Raw genomic sequence first — 21,925 nt, forward strand, 5'->3', positions numbered from 1 at the left:
CCAGGTGTCGAGGTCGGCGGCGGAACGGATGGTTCGGCCCGCGCGATCCGGCCGTACCGTCGAGCGCGGCGCGGGTGGACCCACGTAGCCGTAGACCCGGCTCGGGCCGTCGTTCACGGCCGGTGCCGCTGGTGGACCGTCACCGCCAGCGTGACCAGCATCGCGCCCAGCAGCCAGCCGCCGAGCACGTCGGAGGGCCAGTGGACGCCGAGCCAGATACGGGTGAGGCCGACACCCACGACGGAGATCACGGCGAGTGCCAGGGCCGTGAGCCACAGGGTGCGGCCGACGCCGTAGTGGTGCAGGAGCCACAGGAGGAGGCCGCACACGACCGTGGCCGTCAGGGCGTGGCCCGACGGGTAGGCCGCGAAGTGCGCGGTGTCGACGGGGTCGGGCCAGACCGGGCGTTCGCGGCCGACCGCGGACTTCAGGACCTGCTGGACCAGTGTGCCCAGCGCACATGTGGCCACCAGCCACATGGCGGCCCAGCGGGCGTTGTGGCGCCAGACCAGCCAGATCGCCGCGGCCGCCGCCAGGAGACGCATCGTCCATGGGTCCCAGACCCAGTCCGTGAGGATCCGGAAGGCGTGCGTGAGCCCCGGTTCGTCGACCGCCCAGCGGTGGGTGGCGTCGGCGATGTCGCCGTCCACGGTGAGCAGCGGGTGCCACTTGACCACGACCAGGACGAGCAGCAGCACCGAGCACACAGCGAGAACCCCGGAAGCGCGGGCGGCGGTCCGGTGCTCCGGCGGGCGGGGCGGGGAGTCGACGGACGGGGTGTGCATGGTGCGATCCTCGTCGACCGGTGCGGTGGGAGGCGAATTCCGGGGTGCGGGTGGGCCGGACCGGCCGTTGTCCGGGGCCGCGGTCATGGCCGGCTGTCCGCCATGGGGGCATGGTCGTTGCCGGGTTCCCTGTTGTCCGCGGGTCCATGCCCCCGGCCGTCCGGCGCCGCCGTGGTCGTCAGCAGGCGGTGAACTCCTCTTCCCGCGGGTGCGACCGCGGCCGCCGAAGCCGCAAGTCCCGTCGCCGTCAGTCGCCGCGCACGTCAGAGCGTCAGCAGCATCGCCACCATCGCGATGCCCATCGACAGCCGGCACGCGCGCGCGAGTTCGGGCCGGTCGCCCCAGCCGACGGTGCCGCCGCCCGCGGTCACCGGTATCAGGCGGACGCCGGACAGCAGGACGTACCCCGCGAAGTAGAGGAGCAGCGCGCCCGTCACGACGGGGACTCCCGCACCGCCGTGGTGTCCGGGGGAGGCCGCCATCACCACCGCCATGTAGACCATGGCCCCCGCCCCCACCAGGTGATGCAGATGATGGGTGCTGGAGCGCGCCGCCCACAGCGCGCGCAGCGCGGCCCCGCCGAACACCGCCGTACAGAGCGGCCAGGCCCACGGCGGGGGCGTGAACACGGCGGCCGGTACGGCCATCGCGGCCATCCCGAAGCCCATCAGCGCCTCACCGCCCGCGGCCCGGCGTTGCTCCTCGACGCTGCTGCGCATCCGCAGCAGGCAGTACGCCCCGGTCGCCGCGCAGATCGTCACCAGCAGCCAGCCGGACGAAGCCGGTCCGTGCACGCCAACCTCCCCGATCGACGGTCGGTCAAGGAATGCCCGGGCCATGCGGCGCGCAATCGAGCGCAAGGGTGTACGCGGGGAGCGTGCGGCGGAGCACAGCAGGTCAGGGTGATGACGGTAATGCCGCCCGTAGTCATTTACAGATAAAACACCTGCTAAAGTATTGCTTCATGAGCAGTGCGACCCCCCAGCCCGACACTCCACGCGTACGCCGTCTTCCGCTGGCCGGTGTGCTGCGCCTCGGCAGGCCCTCCGACATCTGGTTCAAGCCAGCCCTGAGCGTGGTGGTCGCGGTCGCCCCGCCCAACCTCACCCTGCTGGCCCTCGGCCGCCTCGACCTGGCGATGTACACCATGGCCGGGTCCCTGTGCGCCCTCTACGCCCACAACCGGCCCTACGCCGCCCGGGCCCGCGCCCTGGCCTGGGGGGTGCTCGGCATGGTCGCCGGCCTCGGGGCCGGCCTGGTCGCCGCCTCGCTCACCGGCAGCGCGGTCGTGCTGGTCACCGTCGGCGCGCTGGTGGCCGCCGTACAGAAGACACTCTGCGACGCGACCCGGATCGGGCCGCCGGGACATGTGGTCCTCACCTTCATCAGCTCCGCCTCCCTCTTCGCCCCGCAGACCCTCGCCCAGGTCCCCGGCCACCTCGCCCTGGCCCTCGCGACGGGCGCCTGGGCCTGGTTGGTGGGGATGGCACCGGGCCTGTTCCGGCCGCACGGCCCGGAGCGACGGGCCACCGCCCGCGCCCTGGACACGGCCGCCGCGTACGCCGAGAACCCGCGCCCGCAGGCCGGCGGAGCCGCCCACGCCGCCGTGCAGGCCGCCTGGCAGACCCTCCTGTCGGCCGGAACCCGCTCCGAAACCCGGCGCGCCCTCGAACGCCTCGCCGTCCGCGCCGAGGTCGCCCTCGCCGCCCCGGCCGACGCGGACCCGGACCGCCTCCGCGCCTGGGCCCGCGCACTGCGCGGCACCGCACCGGTCCCGCGGACGCCGGACGACGACGAACTCCTCGGCGTGGAGATCGAGCTCGCCGCCCCCGCCCACCCGGTGTGGCGCATGCTCGCCCCGATCGCCGTACGCACCGCCCTGGGCTGCGCCCTCGCCGGCTACGTCTCCCTCGCGCTCGGTGTCGGCCGCCCCTACTGGGCCCTGGTCACCGCGGCCTCCCTCTACCAGGCCAACGTCACCCTCACCTGGAGCCGGGGCGTCCAGCGGGTCGTCGGCAATCTCGTCGGGGTGCTGGTGTTCGCCGCCGTCGTCCCGCTCGCCCACCTCGGGCCCGCAGCGCTCGTCCTGTGCTGCCTCGCGTTCAACTTCGGCGCCGAGGCGCTCATCGCCCGCAACTACTGGCTCGGCAGCATCTGCGTGACCCCGATGGCCCTGCTCATCACCGAGTTCGCCGGGTACCAGGAGCCCGGCCGGCTGATCACCGAGCGGGTGATGGACACCCTCGTCGGGGCGCTGGTCGGATTCGTCGCCGCCGTGGCCGTCACCAACCGGCGCGCGGGCGACCGTGTCGAGCAGTCGCTGGCCGCGGTGGAACGCGCCCACGAAGACATCGCCCGCCTCCTGGCCGAGCCGCACCGCGCGCCCGGCGCCCTGGACTCCGCCCGCCGCGTCCTCGCCACCGCCCTGGTCGATCTGCGCGCCACCATGGAGGCCGCGTCCGGCGAATGGTGGCAGCGTGCCCTGCCCCAGGAGAGGGTCGTGCGCGCCGAGCGGGCCGGACACCGTACGCTCGCCGCGACGATCCGGCAGCACAGAACGGAGGGCGTACGTCCATGACGGCACCGAACGGACGACCGGCGGACCCGACGAGGCACGACACCGTCGCCGCGGTTGTCCGGCAGTGGCAGACCGTCCACCCCGGACTCGACACCGGCCCCATGGAGATCATCGGCCGCGTCAACCGCTGTGCCGCCCTCCTCCAGCAGGCCGAGGACGCCCCCCTGCGCCGGGCCGGGCTCAGCCGCCCCGAGTTCGACCTGCTCGGCGCGCTGCGCCGCACCGGCCACGAGCTCACCCCCGGTGACCTGGCCCGCGAGACCTTCTCCTCCGGCGCCGCCGTCACCAAGCGCCTCAAGCAGCTCACCGAACGGGGCCTGGTGGAGCGCCGGGGCGACACCCGCGACCGCCGCGTCGCCCACGTCCGGCTCACCGACGCCGGCCGCGAGCTGGTCGACGGGATCCTGCCCGAGCAGCTGGAGTACGAGACGGCCGTGCTGTCCGTCCTGACCCCCGAGGCGCGGGACGAACTCGCCGCCCGGCTGGGAGAGCTGCTCGGCCGACTGGAGGGGAGCCTGGGCGCGCTGCGCGCCTGACGCCTGCGACCTGCGGTTTCGGAAGTTTCGAAGCCCGTTGCCTGTTGACGCGGTCCACCCGCGCTTCCTACGTTCGTCCAGGTCGGTGCGGATCATCGATTGTCGTACGGAATGTCGAACGAAGGATGGATGCCGTGGCAGCCGAAGGCCCCGCCCGCGAGAAGCTCACCATCGACCTCGGCACCGAGACCGGCCCCTTCCACGGGGGAGCGAGCGGCACGCTCTACGGCCTGTACGGCGACGGTGTACCGAGCCGTGTCGTGGTCGAGGGCATGTACCCGCGGACGGTGACGACCAAGGCCCAGGACGGCACCCAGCATCCCGGGGGCGACGCGCTGGAGATCCTGCCGCCGTTCGTCGCGGCGGGCGGGAAGGACGTGTACGTCTATCTGCCCGACTTCTACCGGGGGTTTCCGTACGAGTGGCCGGGTGCCACCGGCGAGGAGCGGCTCGCCGGGCACCTGGACGTGATCCGCCGCCAGGTCGAACACGTCCTGACCCTGGGGGAGTTGAGATCCCACGTCGTGTACGTGCCGTTCAACGAGCCCGAGGGCAACATGTTCGGCGAGGGGGAGTGGAGCTACGACGGGGTGTCCTGGCGGACCGGGCCGGACCACTACTTCGCCGCCTGGGAAGCCGCCCACCGCCTCATCAAGGACCTCGACCCGGACGCCCGCGTGGCCGGACCCAACACCTGCGTCCTGTACCCCGAGGTCCGGGACTTCCTGGAGTTCGCGAAGTCGCACGACGTACTGCCCGACATCGTCACCTGGCATGAGCTGTCCTCGCCCGCCGAGGTCCGCACGAACGTGGCCAAGTACCGTGACTGGGAACGGGAGTTGGGCATCGGCCCGCTGCCCGTCAACATCAACGAGTACGCGCACAACTACCACGTCTCGGTCCCCGGGCAGATGATCCAGTGGATCGCCGCGATCGAGGAGTCGAAGGTCGACGCCGACCTCGCCTACTGGAACATCGCCGGCAACCTCAACGACTCGGCGGTGGAGGCGAACAAGGCCAACGGCCAGTGGTGGCTGTACAACGCCTACGGACAGCTGACCGGGAACACCGTCCGGGTCGTCGCCCCGCACCCCAACGAGCAGTACACGCTCCAGGGTGTGGCCGCCCTCGACGGGGAGAAGCGCCAGGCCAGGGTGCTGTTCGGGGGCGCGGACGGTGCGGCGGACGTCGTGTTCGAGGGCGTGGACGCGGAGGTGTTCGGCACCGTCGTCCACGCGCGCCTGGTGGAGATTCCCTGGACGGGGCAAGTGGGGGCCGGCGCACCGCCGTTGCGGCTGCGGGACGAGGAACTCCCCGTCGTCGAGGGCAAGGTGACGCTGAGCCTGGCCGGCCTCGACGCGATGTCCGCCTACCAGGTGATCCTGTCGCCGGGCGGCAACGGGGCCGTGACGCTGCCGCCCGCGGTGCGCTGGAGACGGACGTACGAGGCCGAGGACGCCACCTACACGGGCGGCGGTTACTCGAAGAACGGGCCCGAGGGATCGCCGTCCGCCGTCGACCGGTTCGCGACCTCCGGCGGCTACCACGTGGGCGGACTGCGCACCGGATCCGACGGCGTGCTCGCCTTCGACGTCGAGGTCCCGGAGGACGGGACCTACGACCTGGCCGTCTTCGCGGGCTCCCACAACCTCGCCGACCTGGTGCGGGAGCAGGGCCCCACCAACGTCTTCCTGCGCGTCGACGGCAAGGACCCGCGCGAACTGCGGCTGCCGCTCGGCTACAAGTGGGCGGTGTGGGGCCACACCGACACCCGGGTGGAGCTGACCGCGGGCCGTCACCGGATCACCCTCGCGGCCCAGGACCCCGACCTCGGGCTCACCAAGGGGGACGCGGTCGTCGACAAGCTGGACGTCGTGCTGCGGGAGAAGGACCAAACCGCGCTGTACGACGCCGAGTTCGCCGACCTCGGCGGCGGGGCCCGGGTCAGCCTCGCGCACCGCGGCGCCTCGGGGCCCGGCGTGGCGGTGCTCCCGCGGGGCGGCACGGTCACCTTCTGGGCGTACGCGGCCGACGACGGCGAGGCCTCCGTGACCGTCGACGTGCTCGGGCCCGGAGAGGGCGTGCTGAGCGTGAACGGCGAGGAGGTCGGACGCGTCGAGCGCGGTGCCGTACCGCTCTTCCTCGCCGGAGGCGTCAACAAGATCACGATCACCGGGACCTCCGACCGGCTGATCGTCGACAGGCTGCGCGTCGCCCCCTCGCGCGGCCTCCTGCCCACGACCGCGTACGCCGCCGAGGAAGGCATCCTGACCGGCGCGGCGACGGTGACCGGTTTCCCGTACGCCACCGGCGGCAAGGCGGTCGACGGCGTCGGTGCCGGGCCCGCGAACGCGCTCACCCTCACGGTCACGGCGGACCGCGCCGGACGCCACGCGCTGACGATCCGCTACTCCAACGGCGAGCAGCCCCCGTCCACCCACTACAACCCGGACCCGGTCTGCCGCCACGCCGACATCTCCGTCAACGGCGCCCCCGCCCACCGCGTCCTGTTCCCCACCACCTTCCACTTCAACAACTTCTGGAACCTCTCCCTACCGGTCACCCTGCGCCCGGGCCTCAACACGCTCACCTTCACCGCCGACGAACTCCCCGACTTCGCCGGGGACACCAGGAACGAGTTCGGCCAACGCTCCGCCCAAGCCCCCGTCATCGACCGGATCACGGTGACCCCGCTCGCCCCCGCGGAGGCCGACGGGCGTCCGCTCTAGAGCACGTCGGTCGCGGTACGCCGATATCCCCAGCGCCGGTCGTCGATGGCCTGCCAGCGGTCGCCGTAGATGTTCTCGACGATGGCCGGCTCCCGTACGAAGTCGTGCGGGAAGCCGAGCGGCACCGCGCTCACCCGGTCCAGCCGGGTGACGGCGTCGGCGTCGAGACGGACGGCGAGGCTGCCGAGGTTGTCGGCGAGCTGGCTCTCCCGGGTGGCCGCGACGATGGGCACCACATTGCCGGGTCGGCCGAGCAGCCAGGCCAGCGCCACCTGGGCCGGGCTCCAGCCGCCCTGCTCGGCGATCTCCACGACGGCCGTGATGATCTCCTCGTCCCGCGCGTTCGGCTTGTCGCCCCAGGCGTCGAGGCGGCCCGTCTCGCCCCGCCGGTACTTGCCGGTGAGCTTCCCGCCCGCCAGCGGTGACCACGCGAGCACCGCCTGGCCGAACGCCCGTGCCTGGGGCAGCAGTTCACGCTCCGGAGTGCGGTCCAGCAGGTTGTAGCGCAGCTGCGAACCCGCGAAGGCCGTCCAACCCCGCAACTCAGCAAGGGTGCTGGCCTGTGCGATCTCCCAGGCGGGCCAGTCCGACACGCCGACGTAGAGCACCTTGCCCGTGCGGACGAGGTCGTCGAGCGCCCGCATGACCTCGTCGACCGGGGTGAAGTTGTCGTGGGCGTGCACCCACAGGATGTCCAGCCGGTCGGTCCGCAGCCGCCCGAGGCTCGCCTCCACCGACTGCACGAGGTTCTTGCGATGGTTGCCGGCCGAGTTGACGTCCCCCGCACGGGTTCCGCAGGTGTACTTGCCGGCCAGCACGAACTCCTCGCGCCGCCCGTCGAGCAGCTCGCCGAGGATGCGCTCCGAGGCCCCGCCCGAGTAGATGTCCGCCGTGTCGACGAAGTTGCCGCCCGCGTCGGCGTAGGCGTCCAGAAGTCTGGCGCTGGTCTCCTTGTCGGAGCCGTAGGCGGGATTCTCGCCCATGACCATCGCGCCGAGGCTCAGCTCGCTCACGCGCAGACCGGTCTTGCCGAACAGTGTGTACCGCACGATCAGTTCCCCTTCAGGCAGGTCGTGCGTACGACGCCAGGAGCTGGAGCGCACTCCAGCGCAACCCGCTTCGCCGGAACCCGCTCACGGCCGCCCGGCCGGTGCCGCCAGCTTGCGCAACCGGCGCCAGTTCAGGCGGGGTTGGGCCGCCGGTACGCCAGGCCGTTTCCTCGGGACGCGGACGCGGAGTGCCCCGGGCGCGATACGGCAGTGGACCGGGGTGGGCAGGACCAGGGCCTCGCCGTCGACGCCGACCTCGATCTCCGGGTGGTCGGCGTCGACGACCACCTCCCGCGCGGACAGCACCGCGAGACCCTGCGGAGCGGGGTCGAGCAGCAGGGCCGCCGCCTCGGCCGCACTGTCCACCCGGACCCCGAGGATGCCGAGCAGCCCGGAGTCGAGCCGCTCGCGGCGGCCCAGGCCCACGGGGTCACCGGTGCGGTAGGCGTTGTTGCTCACCAGCACGGCCTGCGGGCCGTCGACGGTGGTCGCGTCGACCCGCGCGGTCAGCTGGGGGCCGCGCTGACGGGTGAGCAGATCGGGCAGGAGCTCCAGCGTGGTGCCGATCTTGTCGTCGCGGTAGGCGGGACTCTGGACGACCGCCGCGTACGCGCCGAAGGAGGCGTTGTTGACGAACGGACGGTCCGCCACGAAGCCGAGGTCCACCCGGAGTTCGACCCCGTCGATGAGTGCGTCGAGGCAGGTCGAGGGGTCGGTGCGGTCGAGGCCGAGGTCCATGGCGAAGTGGTTGCGGGTGCCGGCGGAGATGACGAGGAACGGCAGGTCGTGTTCCGCGGCGACGGCGGCGACCAGCGCCTGGGTGCCGTCACCGCCCGCGACACCGAGCAGGTCGGCGCCCTCCGCCACGGCCGCCTGCGCCAGCGCGGTCACGTCCAGGTGCTCCTCCGGGTCGAGCAGCACCACCTGGGCGCCCAGCTCTTCGGCCTTCTCCCGCAGCCGGAACTGCCCGACCTTCCCGCCCCCGGAACGGGGGTTCATGATCAGGAAGGGGCGTCGCACGGACCGCGCCCGGTGCTCCTTCATCCGCTTCGGCCGGGTCCCGGCGCTGCGCAGCGCGTACCGCCCGCTCCACACGGCCACGCTCCACAGCACCGGCGACAGCAGGATCACCCATCCCAGGGTGACCACGAACAGGACCAGGACGAGCGCCGGGGTGACGACCGCGAGGCCCGCCGCCAGCCAGCGCTCCGGTCCGCGCCGCGTCAGCGTCCACCACACCGTCGCCGCCGTGACGGCCGCGCCCGCGAGCCCGGCGGCCAGCAGCAGAACGCCGCCGAGACCGCCGTAGGCGAGAGGGAGCAGGACCGCGAGGACGGCCGCCGCCAGGGACGTCCTGGCCGCCCATCTCTGCCGGCGAAAGACCGGGGCGTTCAGGTCCAGGCTCATGTGCTCCTCCACTGCTCGGCGCCCTCGGGCCACGGCGGTCGGCGGAGCATATCCAAGTCGTCGCAACGATCGGCATCACATCGGATGCCTGTCGTCGAGGCGGGGCGCTCAGATTCCCGGCCGGTACCGGATCGGATGGTCCGCCGGCACCTCCACCAGCACGATCGGGGTGCCGTCCGGGTCCGCCACCCACATCTCGACCAGCCCCCACGGCTCCCTGACCGGCGGTCGCACGATCTCAACACCCTTGGCCAGCAGCTCCTCGTGCGCCGCGGTCACGTCCGGGACCTGGAGCCACAGCCGGACGTCCGCGGCCGGCGGGGCCTCGGAGCGTCCCGACAGCTCCAGGAAGCCACCGCCGAGGAAGTAGACGGTGCCCCGCTCCGGGCCCGTACCGAACTCGCGGTACACGGCGAGGCCCAGCTGGTCGCCGTAGAAGACTCGGGAACGCTCCGGATCCGTGGGCCGCAGCAGGACGCGGCCGCTCAGTACGTGCACCATGCGGGCGAGCCTAGCCGGGGGGCTACTCTCGACTCTGCCCGAGTCGTGCCCCTGAAGTGGAGATGCGCCCCATGGAGACCACCGCCGGCCTCACCTTCCGTGACGCCACCGACGCCGACGTGGACACGCTGGTCGCGCTGGTCGAGTCGGCGTACCGCGGGGACGACAGCCGGGCCGGGTGGACCACCGAGGCGGACATCCTGGCGGGGCAGCGGACGGACCCGGAGGGTGTGCTCGCGGTCATCAAGTCGCCCGACAGCAAGCTGCTGACCGTGGAGCGGGACGGGCAGGTGGTCGCCTGCTGCCAGCTCGAACACCGGGGCAGCTACGCGTACTTCGGGATGTTCGCCGTCAGCCCCGGCCTCCAGGGCGGCGGCCTCGGCAAGGTGATCATCGCGGCGGCGGAGCGCATCGCGCGGGAGACCTGGGGTGTCACCGAGATGCACATGACCGTGATCTCCGTACGCGAGGACCTCATCGCCTGGTACGAGCGGCGCGGCTACCGCCGTACGGGACAGATGACGCCGTTCCCGTACGGCGACGAGCGCTTCGGTGTTCCGCAGCGCGACGACCTGCAGTTCGAGCTGCTGGTCAAGCCGCTGGTGTGACGTTCCTGGCCCGGGTCACGCGGTGAAGCGGCCGGTGCGCTTGATCTCCGGGTAGTCGGTCGTCGCGCCGTCCAGCCCCAGGGCCCGTACAAGGCGCAGATCGTCCTGGGTGTTCACCACCCAGCCGATGATCCTGAGGTCCGCCTTGCGGGCCGCCTGCACGACCTCCAGGGTCAGCCGGCGGATGTTCAGGCACACCGTCTGCGCACCGGACTCGACGGCGCGCTCCACGATGTCGGGGCCGAACCGGCTGCCGATGAGCGCGGTCCGCACGCCGGGCACCAGGCGGCCGATCTCGGCGATCGCCTCGTCGTGGAACGAGGACACCTCGACCCGGGAGACCAGATCCCGCCGGAGCATGACCTCGGCCAGCGCGCGGGCCGCCGCGATGTCCTTGATCTCGGCCTGGAGCGGCGACCGCACCGCGTCCAGGACCTCCTCGAACACCGGGACGCGTTCCCCGCGACCCGCGTCCAGGGCGCGCAGCTCGGTGAGGGTCTTCTCGGCGATCGGGCCGGTTCCGTCGGTCGTGCGGTCCACGTCGGTGTCGTGCATGACGACGAGGGCGCCGTCCTTGCTCAGGTGCAGATCGAGTTCGATGACGTCGAGGCCGGCCTGCTGGGCGGCGACGAAGGAACGGAGGGTGTTCTCGGGTTCGGTACCCATGACTCCGCGATGACCGATGGTAAGGAAGTTCAAGGTTCAACTCGCTTCCGTCGACGGCGGCTCGGTGCAGAGCCGCAGCCTAACGGCTACGCCGCGTGAGGGACCCGTGCGTGCGCGAGGGATCGCCGAGGCGGGCGAGGGAGTGATCCCGGATACCCGGAATCGCTGCGTTCATGGCTTCCGACAGGAAAAAATTCGGTGACCATTGGGGTGTGCAGGATAACTTCCCGAGTGCGCTCTTGCTGGGCGGAACCTCGTATGTATACGGTCTCTGTACGCGAGCTTCTCCCGTGGAGGATGGGACATGACGGAAATTCTTGTGCAGACGGCTTCGGGGGACCTGGTTCCTCCCGTGACCAGGGTGGTGGAGCACCCGGCGTGGCCTGTGCTCAAGGATGCCGTGGAGCGGATCCGGCCATGGCAGTCCAAGGACGGGTCGATCGACTTCCAGGCCGAGGGCGCGCCCGCGCGCGCGGACGCCGAGGCCGCCGTACGGCGTGTCGTCGAGGCGGTGCAGGAGCTGTCGCGCCTGCTGCCGCACGACGCCGACTACCACGGCGCCCTCGCCAAGGACCTCAGTCGCTGGTCCGAGGGCGGCTTCGAGGTGCCCGACTTCCTCGACTCGCTGCTGGCCTTCCAGCCCGCGGCGAACCGCGCTGACGGCCTCCAGCACCTGGTCGTCTTCCCGATGTACACACAGAACGGCAACCCCGACCGCAACCTGGAGGCGGTCGTGCTGCGCATGGTCTGGCCCGAGTGGCTGGCCGAACTGGAGCGCACCCGCTACGACAACCCGCTGTTCTGCGGCATCAAGTTCGAGGACTTCACGGCCGGCTACGACACCAACTCCGCCGTCCTCTTCCCGGAGACCATCGCCGTGCGCGAGGCGCCGGAACGTTTCTCCTGGGGCGGGATCTTCTGCGACCGCGAGGCCGCCCGCTTCCGCCGGGTCACCGACGCCGCCGTCGACATCCTGGGACTGGAGCTGCCCGAGGACATCGCCGCCATGGTCCACGACCAGAAGCGCTGCGAGGAGGCCTTCGTCCTGTGGGACATGGTCCACGACCGCACCCACAGCCACGGCGACCTGCCCTTCGACCCGTTCATGATCAAGCAGCGCCAGCCGTTCTGGATGTACGGCCTCGAGGAGCTGCGCTGCGACCTCACCGCCTTCAAGGAGGCCGTGAAGCTGGAGGCCGACGGCGTCCCGCAGGCCCGTGACGTGCAGTACGCGGTCCTCTTCGACCGCATGTTCCGCTTCCCGGTCACCGGCGAGCGCGTGCGCAACTACGACGGCCTCGGCGGCCAGCTCCTCTTCGCCTACCTGCACAAGCACGACGTCGTCCGCTGGACCGACAACAAGCTGTTCATCGACTGGCAGCGCGCCCCCCAGGTCACCAACCAGCTGTGCGCCGACATCGAGGACCTGTACCGAGCGGGCATCGACCGCCCGAAGCTGGTCCACTGGTTCGCCGCGTACGACCTGGTGTCGCAGTACCTCGCCCCGCACCCGGGCTCCAAGTGGGCCAAGGGCCCCGACGCCCTCGATCTGTCGCTGCCGCCCCGGAAACTCGTCGATGACGTGCTTCCGGACGAGTTTCCGCTGAGCATGTTCTATGAGGCACTCTCCAAGAAGCTGAAGAACGTGATCGCCTCCACGCGGGGCATCACGGCGGAGAATGCCGAGCGGGTCGCCGCGTGAGCGACCGCACCACAACAGCTCAGGAGGCGAAGCGCATGACGGGGAACGGAGCTCTCAGCGGTGCGGTGATCGCGGTGGCCGGCGCGGGCGGTCCCGCGGGCCGCGCGACACTGCTGCGACTTGCCGAGGCGGGCGCGACCGTCGTCGGCGCGGACAACGACCCGGAGCGGCTCGCGGAGGCCGTGGACGCGGCACGCTACGCCTCGGGCGGCGCCACCGTGACCGGTGAGCCGGTCGACCTGCTCGACCTGGGGTCCACCCAGGACTGGGCCAGGCACATCGAGAAGGACTTCGGCCGGGTCGACGGCCTGGTCCACCTCGTCGGCGGCTGGCGCGGCAGTGAGACCTTCACCAAGTCGAGCCTGGACGACTGGGACTTCCTGGAACTGCTGCTCATCCGCACCGTGCAGCACACCTCCCTCGCCTTCTTCGAGGGCCTGCAGCGCAGCGAGCGCGGCCGCTATCTCCTGATCAGCGCCGCCGGCGCGACGAAGCCCACGGCGGGCAACGCCTCGTACGCCGCCGCCAAGGCCGCCGCCGAGGCCTGGACGCTCGCTCTCGCCGACGCCTTCCGCAAGGCCGGGGGCGCCGACGGGCCCACCTCCGCGGCTGCGATCCTGGTGGTGAAGGCACTGGTGCACGACGCCATGCGCGCCGAGCGGCCCAACGCGAAGTTCGCGGGCTTCACGGACGTCAAGGATCTGGCCGAGGCGATCGCAGGTGTCTGGGACAAGCCCGCCGCCGAAGTGAACGGAAACCGTCTGTGGCTGACCGAGAAGCCGTGAACCCTCCGAAGGCCTCCTTTACGCAGGCTCGTCGCCATCACGACCCGGACGTCCGCGGCTTCGCCAGCGACAACTACGCCGGCGCCCACCCGGAGGTGCTCGCCGCCCTGGCCCTCGCCAACGGCGGGCACCAGGTCGCGTACGGCGAGGACGACTACACCGAGAACCTCCAGCGGATCGTCCGCAGCCACTTCGGGGCCACGGCCGAGGCCTTCCCGGTCTTCAACGGCACCGGCGCCAACGTCGTCGCGCTCCAGGCGGTCACCGACCGCTGGGGCGCGGTGATCTGCGCCGAGAGCGCGCACATCAACGTGGACGAGGGCGGCGCCCCCGAGCGCATGGGCGGCCTCAAGCTGCTCACCGTGTCCACCCCGGACGGCAAGCTCACGCCCGAACTGATCGACAAGCAGGCCTGGGGCTGGGAGGACGAGCACCGGGCGATGCCGCAGGTCGTCTCGATCACGCAGTCCACGGAGCTCGGCACCCTCTACACGCCCGACGAGATCCGCGCGATCTGCGACCACGCCCACGCGCACGGCATGAAGGTCCACCTGGACGGCTCCCGCATGGCCAACGCGGCCGCCTCCCTGGACGTCCCCATGCGCACGTTCACCAACGCGGTCGGCGTCGACATCCTCTCCCTGGGCGGGACGAAGAACGGCGCGCTGTTCGGCGAGGCGGTCGTGGTGATCAACCAGGACGCGGTCTCCCACATGAAGCACCTGCGCAAGCTGTCCATGCAGCTCGCCTCCAAGATGCGTTTCGTTTCGGTGCAGTTGGAGGCCCTGCTCGCCGGGGACCTGTGGCTGCGCAACGCCCGCCACGCCAACGAGATGGCCCAGCGCCTGGCCGAGGGTGTCCGTGCCGTCCATGGCGTCGAGATCCTTTACCCGGTCCAGGCCAACGGTGTCTTCGCCAAGCTCCCGCACGACGTGAGCGAGCGCCTCCAGAAGCGTTTCCGCTTCTACTTCTGGGACGAGGCCGCGGGCGTCGTCCGCTGGATGTGCGCCTTCGACACCACCGAGGACGACGTGGACGCGTTCGTGGCGGCGCTGAAGGAGGAGATGGCGCGCTAGACGCGGGCCGGGCCGGAGCACACCTGTGGTTGCATGCTGGAGTGGCCAAGACACAGAGCCGGGTCCGGCCGAGGACCGATGACGACGTCCAGGCGTGCGTGCGGGTGCTGGCCGAGGTGCACCGGCAGGACGGTTACCCGGTGAACTGGCCTGCCCGGCCCGGCGATTGGCTGACGCAGGCTTCGGCGCTGGGCAGTTGGGTCGCCGATCTGGACGGCCGGGTGGCGGGTCATGTCGGTCTCACCCGCGGCGCCGAAGGCGACCTGGCCCCTGTCCTCTGGGGCGAGCGCAACGGCACGGGCGGGGAACGGGCCGCGGTGGTCGGCCGGTTGTTCGTCGCCCCGTGGGCGAGAGGGCACGGGATCGGTGCCCTGCTGATCGGTCGAGCGGTGGAGGAAGCACGGCACCGCGGCCTGCACCCGGTGCTCGACGTGGTCGCGTCCGACACCGCCGCGGCGGCCCTCTACGAACGGCTGGGCTGGACGAGGCTCGCCACCGTCGACCAGCGGTGGAGCGCGTCCCAGGTGGTGACCGTCCATTGCTACTCTGCATAAATATACCGAGCACGGTAAATTGATTGACTCCGGGGTGATCGTCTTCCTATGCTCTGCGGGCATGGAGCTGATCCAGAACACCCCTGACCTTTCCGCATACTTGGCCGTCGACGAGGTCATCGACCATGGCCACCCGATCGTCCGAGAGGTGGCCGCACGGCTCGCCAAAGAGGCGGTCGACTCGTATTCCTATGCGCAACTGGCCTTCGAGTTCGTCCGCGACACGATCCCGCACTCCCAGGACTCCGGTGACCTCCGCGTCACCTGGCGGGCCTCCGACGTCCTGGAGCAGGGCACCGGCATCTGCTACGCCAAGGCCCACGCGCTGGCCGCCCTGCTGCGCGCCGAGGACATCCCGGCCGCGCTCTGCTACCAGAAGTTCGACGTGGTGCACGGCCTGGTCGCCGTCCGGTTCAACGGCGCCTGGCACCGCCAGGACCCCCGGGGCAACAAGCCGGGCGTGGACGCCCAGTTCTCCCTCGACGGCGAGCGACTGGCCTTCAGGCCTGACCCGGAGTCCAACGAGATGGACTACCCGGTCCTGTATGCCGAACCGCACCCGGCCGTTCTGAGCGTCCTCAAGGCCGCCCCCGACCGGCCGTACCTCTGGAAGACGCTCCCCACCGCACTCCGAGGCACCCGATGACCCTCTCCGTGACCGTGTCCGACGAGGCGCGCGCTCCCGCACCCGGCTTCACGCACCTCGCCATCAGGGCCCACGGACTCGTCAACGGGCCCAGCGCCTGAGCCGGTTCGGCGCTGCTCGACGACGCGGCCCGCCGGCTCGCCGTACGACCGGACGGGCGCGCCCCGCACGAGGACCCGCACATGGCGGCCGGCGTGAGGTCTGCACGGCGTTCGGCTCGAAGCCGTCGCGCACCCGCGACCCGGCGGAGGCGCCGGCGAAGAGGGCCTTGTCGGACGCGGGGCCGGCCCGCATCAACCTCCTGGTCGACCTCTGCAACGCGATCGGCGCCGCGCACCGCGTCCCCGTCGGCGGCGAGGACCTCGACCGCGTCCAGGGCGGGATGCGCCTCGTCCGGGCCGGGGGTGACGTGGGCTTCGTGACCGTGGCCGGCGGCATGGAGGTCGTCGAGCACCCCGACCCCGGCGAGGTGCTCTGGCGCGACGAGACCGGCGTGACCTGCCGTCGCTGGAACTGGCGCCAGGGCCCTCGAACCCGGCTCACCGAGGAGACGGCCTCGGTCGTCTTCCTGCTGGAGAGGTTCAGTCCGGGGGCGCGGATCGAGCCGGCTACCGCGCCTCCGCCTCGCGCACCTGCTCCGGAGTAGGCGCCGTGCCCCCGAGATGCGCCGGCATCCACCATGTGTCGTCCGGCCCCTTGGGGCGCACGGGGTAGGCCCGCTGGGCGGCTTCCAGCAACTCGTTGACCCGCTCGCGCAGCTGCCGGGTGATCGCCCCCGCGTACTTGTCGCGGGACGCCTCGATCGCCTCCCCGACCCGCATGGTGATCGGGATGTGGCTGCGCTTGAAGTTGCGCGGGTGCCCCTTGGTCCACAGCCGCTGCGTGCCCCAGACGGCCATCGGGATCAGCGGGACGCCGGCCTCCTGTGCCATCCGCGCCGCACCCGACTTGAAGCTCTTCAACGTGAAGGACTGCGAGATCGTCGCCTCGGGGAAGACCCCGACGATCTCGCCCGACCGCAGCGACTCCAGAGCGTGGGCGTACGCCGTCTCGCCCTGCGTGCGGTCGACCGGGATGTGCTTCATCCCGCGCATCAGCGGGCCCGAGACCTTGTGACGGAAGACGGACTCCTTCGCCATGAACCGCACGAGACGCTTCTGCGGGAGCGCGGCCAGGCCGTTGAAGACGAAGTCCAGGTAGCTGATGTGGTTGCTCACCAGCACGGCGCCGCCCGAGCGCGGGATGTTCTCCGAACCCTTGCAGTCGATCTTGAGATCCCAGGCCTTGAACAGGGCCTGGGCGAATCCGACGACGGGACGGTAGACAAGCTCTGCCATGGGCGGGGTGAGCCTTTCCTGCTTTGCCCGGGAAGCCGACTCCCGGCAATAAGTTACGCAGCCGTAGGTTTACGGCATCTCGCAGATCGTGCCCCAAGAACGGGCGGGGAGCCAGTCCCGGTGCCCGCCTGGGGCGAGATTCTCGTCACGTCCGCCCGGTGATCCACCTTGGGCTTTTAAACCGCCTTTACTCCGCGCGTACCGCCACCCGCCGCACGAGCAGGTACATCTCGCAACCCAGGCAGTACCCGAAGGTGGCGTTGAGGAAGGCTGCCGCGAGCGCCGCGCCGGTGGCGGCGAGCCCGAGCCACTCCGGTCCGATCCCGTAGCCGATGAGCCCGAGTGCCGCGAAGCCCAGGCCCACGGCCTGCGCGAACCGTGGCGGCTCCGGCGCCTCGAACTCGGTCGGCGGTCCGATCCGCGGCCGTACGACCCTGCGGAACAGCAGACCGTACGGTGAGCGGCCCACCCCGCCCGCAGCGCCCAGCGCGAACGCCAGCGTCTGCCAGGCCAGCAGCCAGACGCTGCCGGTGATCAGAACGGCCGCCAGCACGACGGTCGTCACGGCCGCGCCGAAACGCGGCCCCCTTGCATCGATGTCCATGAATCAAGCATTCCGCAACGGAAAGACCGGGGGGAGTCGGGAATCTTTGCAGTCTCGTGAATGCTTGTGCGGGTGATGACTGGACTGGTGGTGTGCGTGGCGGTGCTCGCGGCGGCGAGTGCCTACGGAGTGCTGCAACGGCGGCGGAGCGGGAGAGTTCGGGTGCGCGGGCGCGACGACGGCAAGAGGCTCGGGGCGGCAGAGTTGGGCGAGGACCTCGGTGAGCGCGCCACGCTCGTCCAGTTCTCCAGCGCCTTCTGCGCGCCCTGCCGGGCGACCCGGCGGGTGCTCGGCGAGGTCGCCGGCCTCGTCCCGGGCGTGGCCCATGTCGAGATCGACGCCGAGAAGAACCTCGACCTGGTCCGTGCGCTCGACATCCTCAAGACGCCGACCGTGCTGGTCCTCGACGCCGAGGGCAGGGTCGTACGGCGGGCCACCGGCCAGCCGCGCAAGGCGGACGTCATCGCGGCGATCGGTGAGGCGGTGTGACACCGGGTGCCCGCACGGTGACGCATCTCCCATATGCCGGAACCCACTTGACTGCGCACCACACCTATCGTCAGCCTGACCGTATGCCTACGGAACTCCTTCTGTTCGGGCGGGTCCACGTCGACCTCGCCCGCACCGCGAGCGCGCGCTGTCCGGTCTGTTGAGCAGTCACGGTCCGGCTCGACACTCCTCGCAGAAGGAACACCGCATGACGGCCACGTCCGACCTCGGCAGCCCCCGGCTCGCCTCTCCCGACCTCCTGCGCTCCGTCTTCCGGCGGCATGCGGCGGGAGTCGCGGTGATCACCGCGAACGGTGACGCCGGCCCCGTCGGCTTCACCGCCACCTCGCTCGCCTCGGTCTCGGCCGAACCTCCCATGCTGTCCTTCGGGATCGGGACCGGCGCCTCCAGCTGGCCCGCGATATCCCGGGCCGATCACGTCGGCGTGCACATACTCGGCGAGCACCAGGAGGAGCTGGCGGCCACCTTCGCCCGCAGCGGCGCCGACCGTTTCGGCGCGCCCACCGCCTGGCGCGAGGGGCCCGAAGGTGTCCCCGTCCTCGACGGCGTGCTGGCCTGGCTGGTGTGCCGGGTCCACGCGCGCGTGCCCGCCGGTGATCACCGCATCGTGCTGGCCGAGGTGCGGCTCGGAGACCCGGCCGGCGTCGGCAGGCCGCTGCTCTACCACCAGGGCCGGTTCAACGGCTTGCGCGACTGATCGGCTCAGTGACGCTTCCGCCGTGCTGCGGGGCCGTCGAGTTCCGATTACGCTGCGTTGCGAAGGTCACAGTTCAAAGCGCTTGCTTAGCGGGCACATGCTGGATGTACTGGTGAGTAATATTGCGGTCGGAGCACAGCCCGCCCCGACCGGGATCGGCCGCTTGGGGCGCCTATGCTGCCTGCAAGAGGCAGCCGAAAAATGACGATGCAGTAGGAGAGCCGGCGTGAGCTTGAGGATCGTTGTCACTGTGAAGTACGTGCCCGACGCCACCGGCGACCGGCACTTCGCCGATGACCTGACCGTCGACCGGGACGACGTGGACGGTCTGCTCTCCGAGCTCGACGAGTACGCGGTCGAGCAGGCGCTGCAGATCTCCGAGAACTCCGACGACGACGTCGAGGTCACGGTCCTGACCGTCGGCCCCGAGGACGCCAAGGACGCGCTCCGCAAGGCGCTGTCCATGGGCGCCGACAAGGCCGTCCACGTCGAGGACGACGACCTGCACGGCACCGACGTCATCGGCACCTCCCTGGTCCTTGCCAAGGCCATCGAGAAGGCCGGCTACGACCTGGTGATCTCCGGCCTGGCCTCCACCGACGGCACCATGGGCGTCGTCCCGGCCCTGCTGGCCGAGCGCCTCGGCGTCCCGCAGATCACGCTGCTCTCCGAGGTCTCCGTCGAGGACGGCACCGTCAAGGGCCGCCGTGACGGCGACGCCGCCTCGGAGCAGTTGGAGGCCTCCCTCCCGGCCGTGGTCTCGGTCACCGACCAGTCGGGCGAGGCGCGTTACCCCTCCTTCAAGGGCATCATGGCGGCCAAGAAGAAGCCGGTGGAGTCCTGGGACCTGTCCGACCTGGACCTGGAGGCCGGACAGGTCGGCCTGGAGGGCTCCTACACGACGGTCGACTCCGCCGCGCAGCGTCCGGCCCGCACGGCCGGCACGATCGTCAAGGACGAGGGCGAGGGCGGCAAGCAGCTCGCCGAGTTCCTCGCGAGCCAGAAGTTCATCTAAGGGTCACTGGCCCGCCGAGGCTCACCCCCTTACCGCCCCTTAAGCCTTCGCAATCCGCAGGAGAGCATTCCCATGGCTGAAGTTCTCGTCTACGTCGACCACGTGGACGGTGCCGTCCGCAAGCCCACCCTGGAGCTGCTGACCCTGGCCCGCCGCATCGGCGAGCCCGTCGCCGTCGCGCTCGGTGCCGGTGCCGCCGACACCGCCGCCGTCCTGGGCGAGCACGGCGCCGTCAAGGTCCTCACCCACGACGCCTCCGAGTACGCCGACTACCTCGTCGTACCCAAGGTCGACGCCCTCCAGGCCGCCGTCGAGGCCGTCTCCCCGGTCGCCGTGCTGGTCCCGTCCTCCGCCGAGGCCAAGGAGATCGCCGCGCGTCTGGCGCTGCGCATCGGCTCCGGCATCATCACCGACGCCGTCGACCTGGAGGCCGGCGACGAGGGCCCGGTGGCCACCCAGTCGGTGTTCGCCGCCTCCTTCACCACCAAGTCCCGGGTCTCCAAGGGCACCCCGGTCATCACGGTGAAGCCCAACTCCGCCGCCGTCGAGGCCGCCCCGGCCGACGCCGCGGTCTCGGAGCTGAGCGTGACCTTCTCCGCGCAGGCCACCGGCACCAAGGTGACCGGCCGTACCCCGCGCGAGTCGACCGGGCGTCCGGAGCTGACCGAGGCCGCGATCGTGGTCTCCGGCGGCCGCGGCGTCAACGGCTCCGAGAACTTCGCGATCATCGAGGCCCTCGCCGACTCCCTCGGTGCGGCCGTCGGTGCCTCGCGTGCCGCGGTGGACGCCGGCTGGTACCCGCACACCAACCAGGTCGGCCAGACCGGCAAGTCCGTCTCGCCGCAGCTGTACATCGCCAACGGCATCTCCGGCGCGATCCAGCACCGCGCGGGCATGCAGACCTCGAAGACGATCGTGGCGGTCAACAAGGACGCCGAGGCCCCGATCTTCGACCTCGTCGACTACGGCGTCGTCGGTGACCTCTTCGACGTGGTCCCCGCCCTCACCGAGGAGATCAAGACCCGCAAGGGCTGATCCCGCTCCGGGCGTACGAGGCCCCCGTGACCGCCGACGCGGTCACGGGGGCCTCGGCTCATCCCAGGGTCAGCGTGGCCTGCACCGGCAGGTGGTCGCTCGGGAACTGCCCGTTCATCGCGAAGGTGTTGATGACGGCCCGGTGCACGGTCGTGCCCGGGGTGGCGAGGATCCAGTCGATGCGGTCACCGTCGGGGGTGAGGGGCTTGTAGCCGTGGAAGGTGGCGTACAGCCTGCTGCGTTCGGCGGCCGCGTCCCAGGTGTCGACGAGTCCCGTCGCGAGCAGGATGTCGTACGCCCGGTTGTCGTGGGCCTCGGCGTTGAAGTCGCCGGTCACGAGGACCGGTAGCGTGCGGTCGAACTCGGCGATCCTCTCCCCGAGAAACTGTGCCGAACGCTCGCGCGCGTACTGCCCCACATGGTCGAAGTGGGTGTTGAGGACGTAGAACTCCCGTCCGCCGGCTGCCCGGTCGCGGAAGCGGACCCAGGTGACGATCCGGGGGAGCGCGCCGCCCCAGGTGTTCGAGCCGATGACCCGGGGAGTGTCGGAGAGCCAGAGCGTGTCGTGCTCGACGGGGGCCAGACGCCGGGTGTCGTAGAAGACCGCCGTGGACTCGTCGTGACTGCCGCCCTCGCGGCCGGTGCCGATCCAGTCGTAGTGCGCTCCCAGGTCGGAGTGGATGTCGAGCAGCTGCTGGTAGAGGCCCTCCTGGGTGCCCATCACGGTGGGTGCCTCCTGGCGCAGGAGTTGGCGCATCACCGGGCGGCGGACGGTCCAGCTGTTGGGTTCGGAGGTACTGGCGAAGCGCAGATTGAACGTCATGACATCGAGTCGGCGGTGGTACGGCTTGGCGGCGGAGGCCGGCAGCGTGCCCATCAGCGGCACGGTGACGGCGGCGGCCACGGCGGTTCTGAGGCCCATGCGACGCGTCATTCTGTGGGTGTCCGACATGTTGTTTCCCTCCCGACGGGACAGGATGAATGGTCGAGCCGGTGTGCGGTAGACGGCGTAGGGGATCTCGGCACCTTGCGTGAACGCGGCGGCTCATGCTGTGGACGGGGTGTTGACCCTCGGGAGGCTTCGCGGATAACTTCGCTCTACGGA

Annotated in this window: 22 protein-coding genes and 1 pseudogene; 14 read left to right on the plus strand and 9 right to left on the minus strand. The window is 71.1% G+C overall.

Features of this window, described 5'->3' with window-relative positions; genetic code table 11:
• Window positions 1–113: 113 nt before the first annotated feature.
• Window positions 114–785 (minus strand): phosphatase PAP2 family protein, encoded by a 672-nt coding sequence (locus RKD20_RS39995; RefSeq protein WP_424881963.1) that lies wholly within the window; start codon window positions 783–785, stop codon window positions 114–116.
• Between the two features lie 263 nt (window positions 786–1,048).
• A complete protein-coding gene (locus RKD20_RS40000; RefSeq protein ID WP_424881964.1) occupies window positions 1,049–1,579 on the minus strand; it encodes a DUF5134 domain-containing protein in 531 nt (176 codons plus the stop codon).
• A gap of 170 nt (window positions 1,580–1,749) precedes the next feature.
• Here RKD20_RS40000 and RKD20_RS40005 point away from each other — a divergent pair, with 170 nt between their 5' ends.
• The 3 genes from RKD20_RS40005 (at window position 1,750) to RKD20_RS40015 (ending at window position 6,628) form a co-directional block, all read left to right on the plus strand.
• Window positions 1,750–3,363, plus strand: coding sequence for an FUSC family protein (locus tag RKD20_RS40005; RefSeq protein WP_424881965.1), 1,614 nt, complete (start codon window positions 1,750–1,752; stop codon window positions 3,361–3,363).
• On the plus strand, window positions 3,360–3,899 hold the full coding sequence (locus RKD20_RS40010; protein ID WP_424881966.1) for a MarR family winged helix-turn-helix transcriptional regulator: 540 nt from the start codon (window positions 3,360–3,362) through the stop codon (window positions 3,897–3,899). The genes RKD20_RS40005 and RKD20_RS40010 overlap by 4 nt, the downstream gene beginning before the upstream one ends.
• Window positions 3,900–4,024: 125 nt before the next feature.
• Entirely contained in the window at window positions 4,025–6,628 is a 2,604-nt protein-coding gene (locus RKD20_RS40015) for a cellulosome protein (RefSeq protein WP_424881967.1), read from the plus strand.
• On the opposite strand, the gene RKD20_RS40020 is transcribed toward RKD20_RS40015, so the two are convergent.
• From RKD20_RS40020 to RKD20_RS40030, 3 genes are all read right to left on the minus strand, one after another.
• Entirely contained in the window at window positions 6,625–7,677 is a 1,053-nt protein-coding gene (locus RKD20_RS40020; protein WP_424881968.1) for an aldo/keto reductase, read from the minus strand. The genes RKD20_RS40015 and RKD20_RS40020 overlap by 4 nt on opposite strands.
• Window positions 7,678–7,761: 84 nt before the next feature.
• Entirely contained in the window at window positions 7,762–9,084 is a 1,323-nt protein-coding gene (locus RKD20_RS40025) for a diacylglycerol/lipid kinase family protein (protein WP_424881969.1), read from the minus strand.
• Between the two features lie 108 nt (window positions 9,085–9,192).
• Window positions 9,193–9,585, minus strand: coding sequence for a VOC family protein (locus RKD20_RS40030; RefSeq protein ID WP_389817609.1), 393 nt, complete (start codon window positions 9,583–9,585; stop codon window positions 9,193–9,195).
• Between the two features lie 71 nt (window positions 9,586–9,656).
• Here RKD20_RS40030 and RKD20_RS40035 point away from each other — a divergent pair, with 71 nt between their 5' ends.
• Window positions 9,657–10,193: a GNAT family N-acetyltransferase gene (locus RKD20_RS40035; RefSeq protein ID WP_424881970.1), complete on the plus strand. Its 537-nt coding sequence runs from the start codon at window positions 9,657–9,659 to the stop codon at window positions 10,191–10,193.
• A gap of 15 nt (window positions 10,194–10,208) precedes the next feature.
• Here RKD20_RS40035 and RKD20_RS40040 read toward each other — a convergent pair whose 3' ends face one another.
• A complete protein-coding gene (locus tag RKD20_RS40040; protein ID WP_424881971.1) occupies window positions 10,209–10,892 on the minus strand; it encodes a glycerophosphodiester phosphodiesterase in 684 nt (227 codons plus the stop codon).
• 271 nt (window positions 10,893–11,163) lie between these two features.
• Between RKD20_RS40040 and RKD20_RS40045 the strand changes: the two genes are divergently transcribed.
• The 6 genes and pseudogenes from RKD20_RS40045 (at window position 11,164) to RKD20_RS40070 (ending at window position 16,268) form a co-directional block, all read left to right on the plus strand.
• Window positions 11,164–12,561, plus strand: coding sequence for a DUF6421 family protein (locus RKD20_RS40045; protein ID WP_424881972.1), 1,398 nt, complete (start codon window positions 11,164–11,166; stop codon window positions 12,559–12,561).
• A gap of 35 nt (window positions 12,562–12,596) precedes the next feature.
• Window positions 12,597–13,346, plus strand: coding sequence for an SDR family NAD(P)-dependent oxidoreductase (locus tag RKD20_RS40050; RefSeq protein ID WP_424881973.1), 750 nt, complete (start codon window positions 12,597–12,599; stop codon window positions 13,344–13,346).
• Window positions 13,343–14,422, plus strand: a complete 1,080-nt coding sequence (locus RKD20_RS40055; protein WP_424881974.1) for a threonine aldolase family protein — start codon at window positions 13,343–13,345, stop codon at window positions 14,420–14,422. Before RKD20_RS40050 ends, RKD20_RS40055 begins: the two co-directional genes overlap by 4 nt.
• A gap of 41 nt (window positions 14,423–14,463) precedes the next feature.
• Entirely contained in the window at window positions 14,464–14,976 is a 513-nt protein-coding gene (locus RKD20_RS40060) for a GNAT family N-acetyltransferase (RefSeq protein ID WP_424881975.1), read from the plus strand.
• A 61-nt stretch (window positions 14,977–15,037) separates the two neighbouring features.
• On the plus strand, window positions 15,038–15,622 hold the full coding sequence (locus RKD20_RS40065) for a transglutaminase domain-containing protein (protein ID WP_424881976.1): 585 nt from the start codon (window positions 15,038–15,040) through the stop codon (window positions 15,620–15,622).
• Window positions 15,619–16,268 (plus strand): annotated as a pseudogene (locus RKD20_RS40070) (B3/B4 domain-containing protein). Before RKD20_RS40065 ends, RKD20_RS40070 begins: the two are co-directional and overlap by 4 nt.
• Here RKD20_RS40070 and RKD20_RS40075 read toward each other — a convergent pair.
• The gene (locus RKD20_RS40075) at window positions 16,231–16,959 is read right to left on the minus strand and encodes a lysophospholipid acyltransferase family protein (RefSeq protein WP_424881977.1); all 729 of its coding nucleotides are present in this window, start codon (window positions 16,957–16,959) and stop codon (window positions 16,231–16,233) included. The pseudogene RKD20_RS40070 and the gene RKD20_RS40075 overlap by 38 nt on opposite strands.
• A 187-nt stretch (window positions 16,960–17,146) precedes the next feature.
• Complete coding sequence (locus RKD20_RS40080) at window positions 17,147–17,563, minus strand: DUF4395 domain-containing protein (RefSeq protein ID WP_424881978.1); 417 nt, start codon at window positions 17,561–17,563, stop codon at window positions 17,147–17,149.
• A gap of 75 nt (window positions 17,564–17,638) precedes the next feature.
• Between RKD20_RS40080 and RKD20_RS40085 the strand changes: the two genes are divergently transcribed.
• From RKD20_RS40085 to RKD20_RS40100, 4 genes are all read left to right on the plus strand, one after another.
• Window positions 17,639–18,052, plus strand: coding sequence for a TlpA family protein disulfide reductase (locus RKD20_RS40085; protein WP_424883431.1), 414 nt, complete (start codon window positions 17,639–17,641; stop codon window positions 18,050–18,052).
• A 208-nt stretch (window positions 18,053–18,260) separates the two neighbouring features.
• Complete coding sequence (locus RKD20_RS40090; RefSeq protein WP_424881979.1) at window positions 18,261–18,770, plus strand: flavin reductase family protein; 510 nt, start codon at window positions 18,261–18,263, stop codon at window positions 18,768–18,770.
• 226 nt (window positions 18,771–18,996) lie between these two features.
• Entirely contained in the window at window positions 18,997–19,785 is a 789-nt protein-coding gene (locus tag RKD20_RS40095) for an electron transfer flavoprotein subunit beta/FixA family protein (protein WP_028807794.1), read from the plus strand.
• Window positions 19,786–19,857: 72 nt separating this feature from the next.
• Window positions 19,858–20,820: an electron transfer flavoprotein subunit alpha/FixB family protein gene (locus RKD20_RS40100; protein WP_424881980.1), complete on the plus strand. Its 963-nt coding sequence runs from the start codon at window positions 19,858–19,860 to the stop codon at window positions 20,818–20,820.
• Between the two features lie 58 nt (window positions 20,821–20,878).
• Here RKD20_RS40100 and RKD20_RS40105 read toward each other — a convergent pair whose 3' ends face one another.
• Complete coding sequence (locus RKD20_RS40105; protein WP_424881981.1) at window positions 20,879–21,742, minus strand: endonuclease/exonuclease/phosphatase family protein; 864 nt, start codon at window positions 21,740–21,742, stop codon at window positions 20,879–20,881.
• Between the last annotated feature and the right edge of the window lie 183 nt (window positions 21,743–21,925).

The sequence above is a fragment of the Streptomyces sp. SLBN-8D4 genome, assembly GCF_049739545.1.
Classification (GTDB): domain Bacteria; phylum Actinomycetota; class Actinomycetes; order Streptomycetales; family Streptomycetaceae; genus Streptomyces; species Streptomyces canus_C.

What these genes read in the sequence shown, in the direction of transcription:
- RKD20_RS39995 (WP_424881963.1), bottom strand. Translation starts at nt 785, where the DNA reads ATGCACACCCCGTCCGTCGACTCCCCGCCCCGCCCGCCGGAGCACCGG.
- RKD20_RS40005 (WP_424881965.1), top strand. Translation starts at nt 1,750, where the DNA reads ATGAGCAGTGCGACCCCCCAGCCCGACACTCCACGCGTACGCCGTCTT.
- RKD20_RS40010 (WP_424881966.1), top strand. Translation starts at nt 3,360, where the DNA reads ATGACGGCACCGAACGGACGACCGGCGGACCCGACGAGGCACGACACC.
- RKD20_RS40015 (WP_424881967.1), top strand. Translation starts at nt 4,025, where the DNA reads ATGGATGCCGTGGCAGCCGAAGGCCCCGCCCGCGAGAAGCTCACCATC.
- RKD20_RS40025 (WP_424881969.1), bottom strand. Translation starts at nt 9,084, where the DNA reads ATGAGCCTGGACCTGAACGCCCCGGTCTTTCGCCGGCAGAGATGGGCG.
- RKD20_RS40030 (WP_389817609.1), bottom strand. Translation starts at nt 9,585, where the DNA reads ATGGTGCACGTACTGAGCGGCCGCGTCCTGCTGCGGCCCACGGATCCG.
- RKD20_RS40035 (WP_424881970.1), top strand. Translation starts at nt 9,657, where the DNA reads ATGGAGACCACCGCCGGCCTCACCTTCCGTGACGCCACCGACGCCGAC.
- RKD20_RS40045 (WP_424881972.1), top strand. Translation starts at nt 11,164, where the DNA reads ATGACGGAAATTCTTGTGCAGACGGCTTCGGGGGACCTGGTTCCTCCC.
- RKD20_RS40050 (WP_424881973.1), top strand. Translation starts at nt 12,597, where the DNA reads ATGACGGGGAACGGAGCTCTCAGCGGTGCGGTGATCGCGGTGGCCGGC.
- RKD20_RS40065 (WP_424881976.1), top strand. Translation starts at nt 15,038, where the DNA reads ATGGAGCTGATCCAGAACACCCCTGACCTTTCCGCATACTTGGCCGTC.
- RKD20_RS40075 (WP_424881977.1), bottom strand. Translation starts at nt 16,959, where the DNA reads ATGGCAGAGCTTGTCTACCGTCCCGTCGTCGGATTCGCCCAGGCCCTG.
- RKD20_RS40080 (WP_424881978.1), bottom strand. Translation starts at nt 17,563, where the DNA reads ATGGACATCGATGCAAGGGGGCCGCGTTTCGGCGCGGCCGTGACGACC.
- RKD20_RS40085 (WP_424883431.1), top strand. Translation starts at nt 17,639, where the DNA reads ATGACTGGACTGGTGGTGTGCGTGGCGGTGCTCGCGGCGGCGAGTGCC.
- RKD20_RS40090 (WP_424881979.1), top strand. Translation starts at nt 18,261, where the DNA reads ATGACGGCCACGTCCGACCTCGGCAGCCCCCGGCTCGCCTCTCCCGAC.
- RKD20_RS40100 (WP_424881980.1), top strand. Translation starts at nt 19,858, where the DNA reads ATGGCTGAAGTTCTCGTCTACGTCGACCACGTGGACGGTGCCGTCCGC.
- RKD20_RS40105 (WP_424881981.1), bottom strand. Translation starts at nt 21,742, where the DNA reads ATGGGCCTCAGAACCGCCGTGGCCGCCGCCGTCACCGTGCCGCTGATG.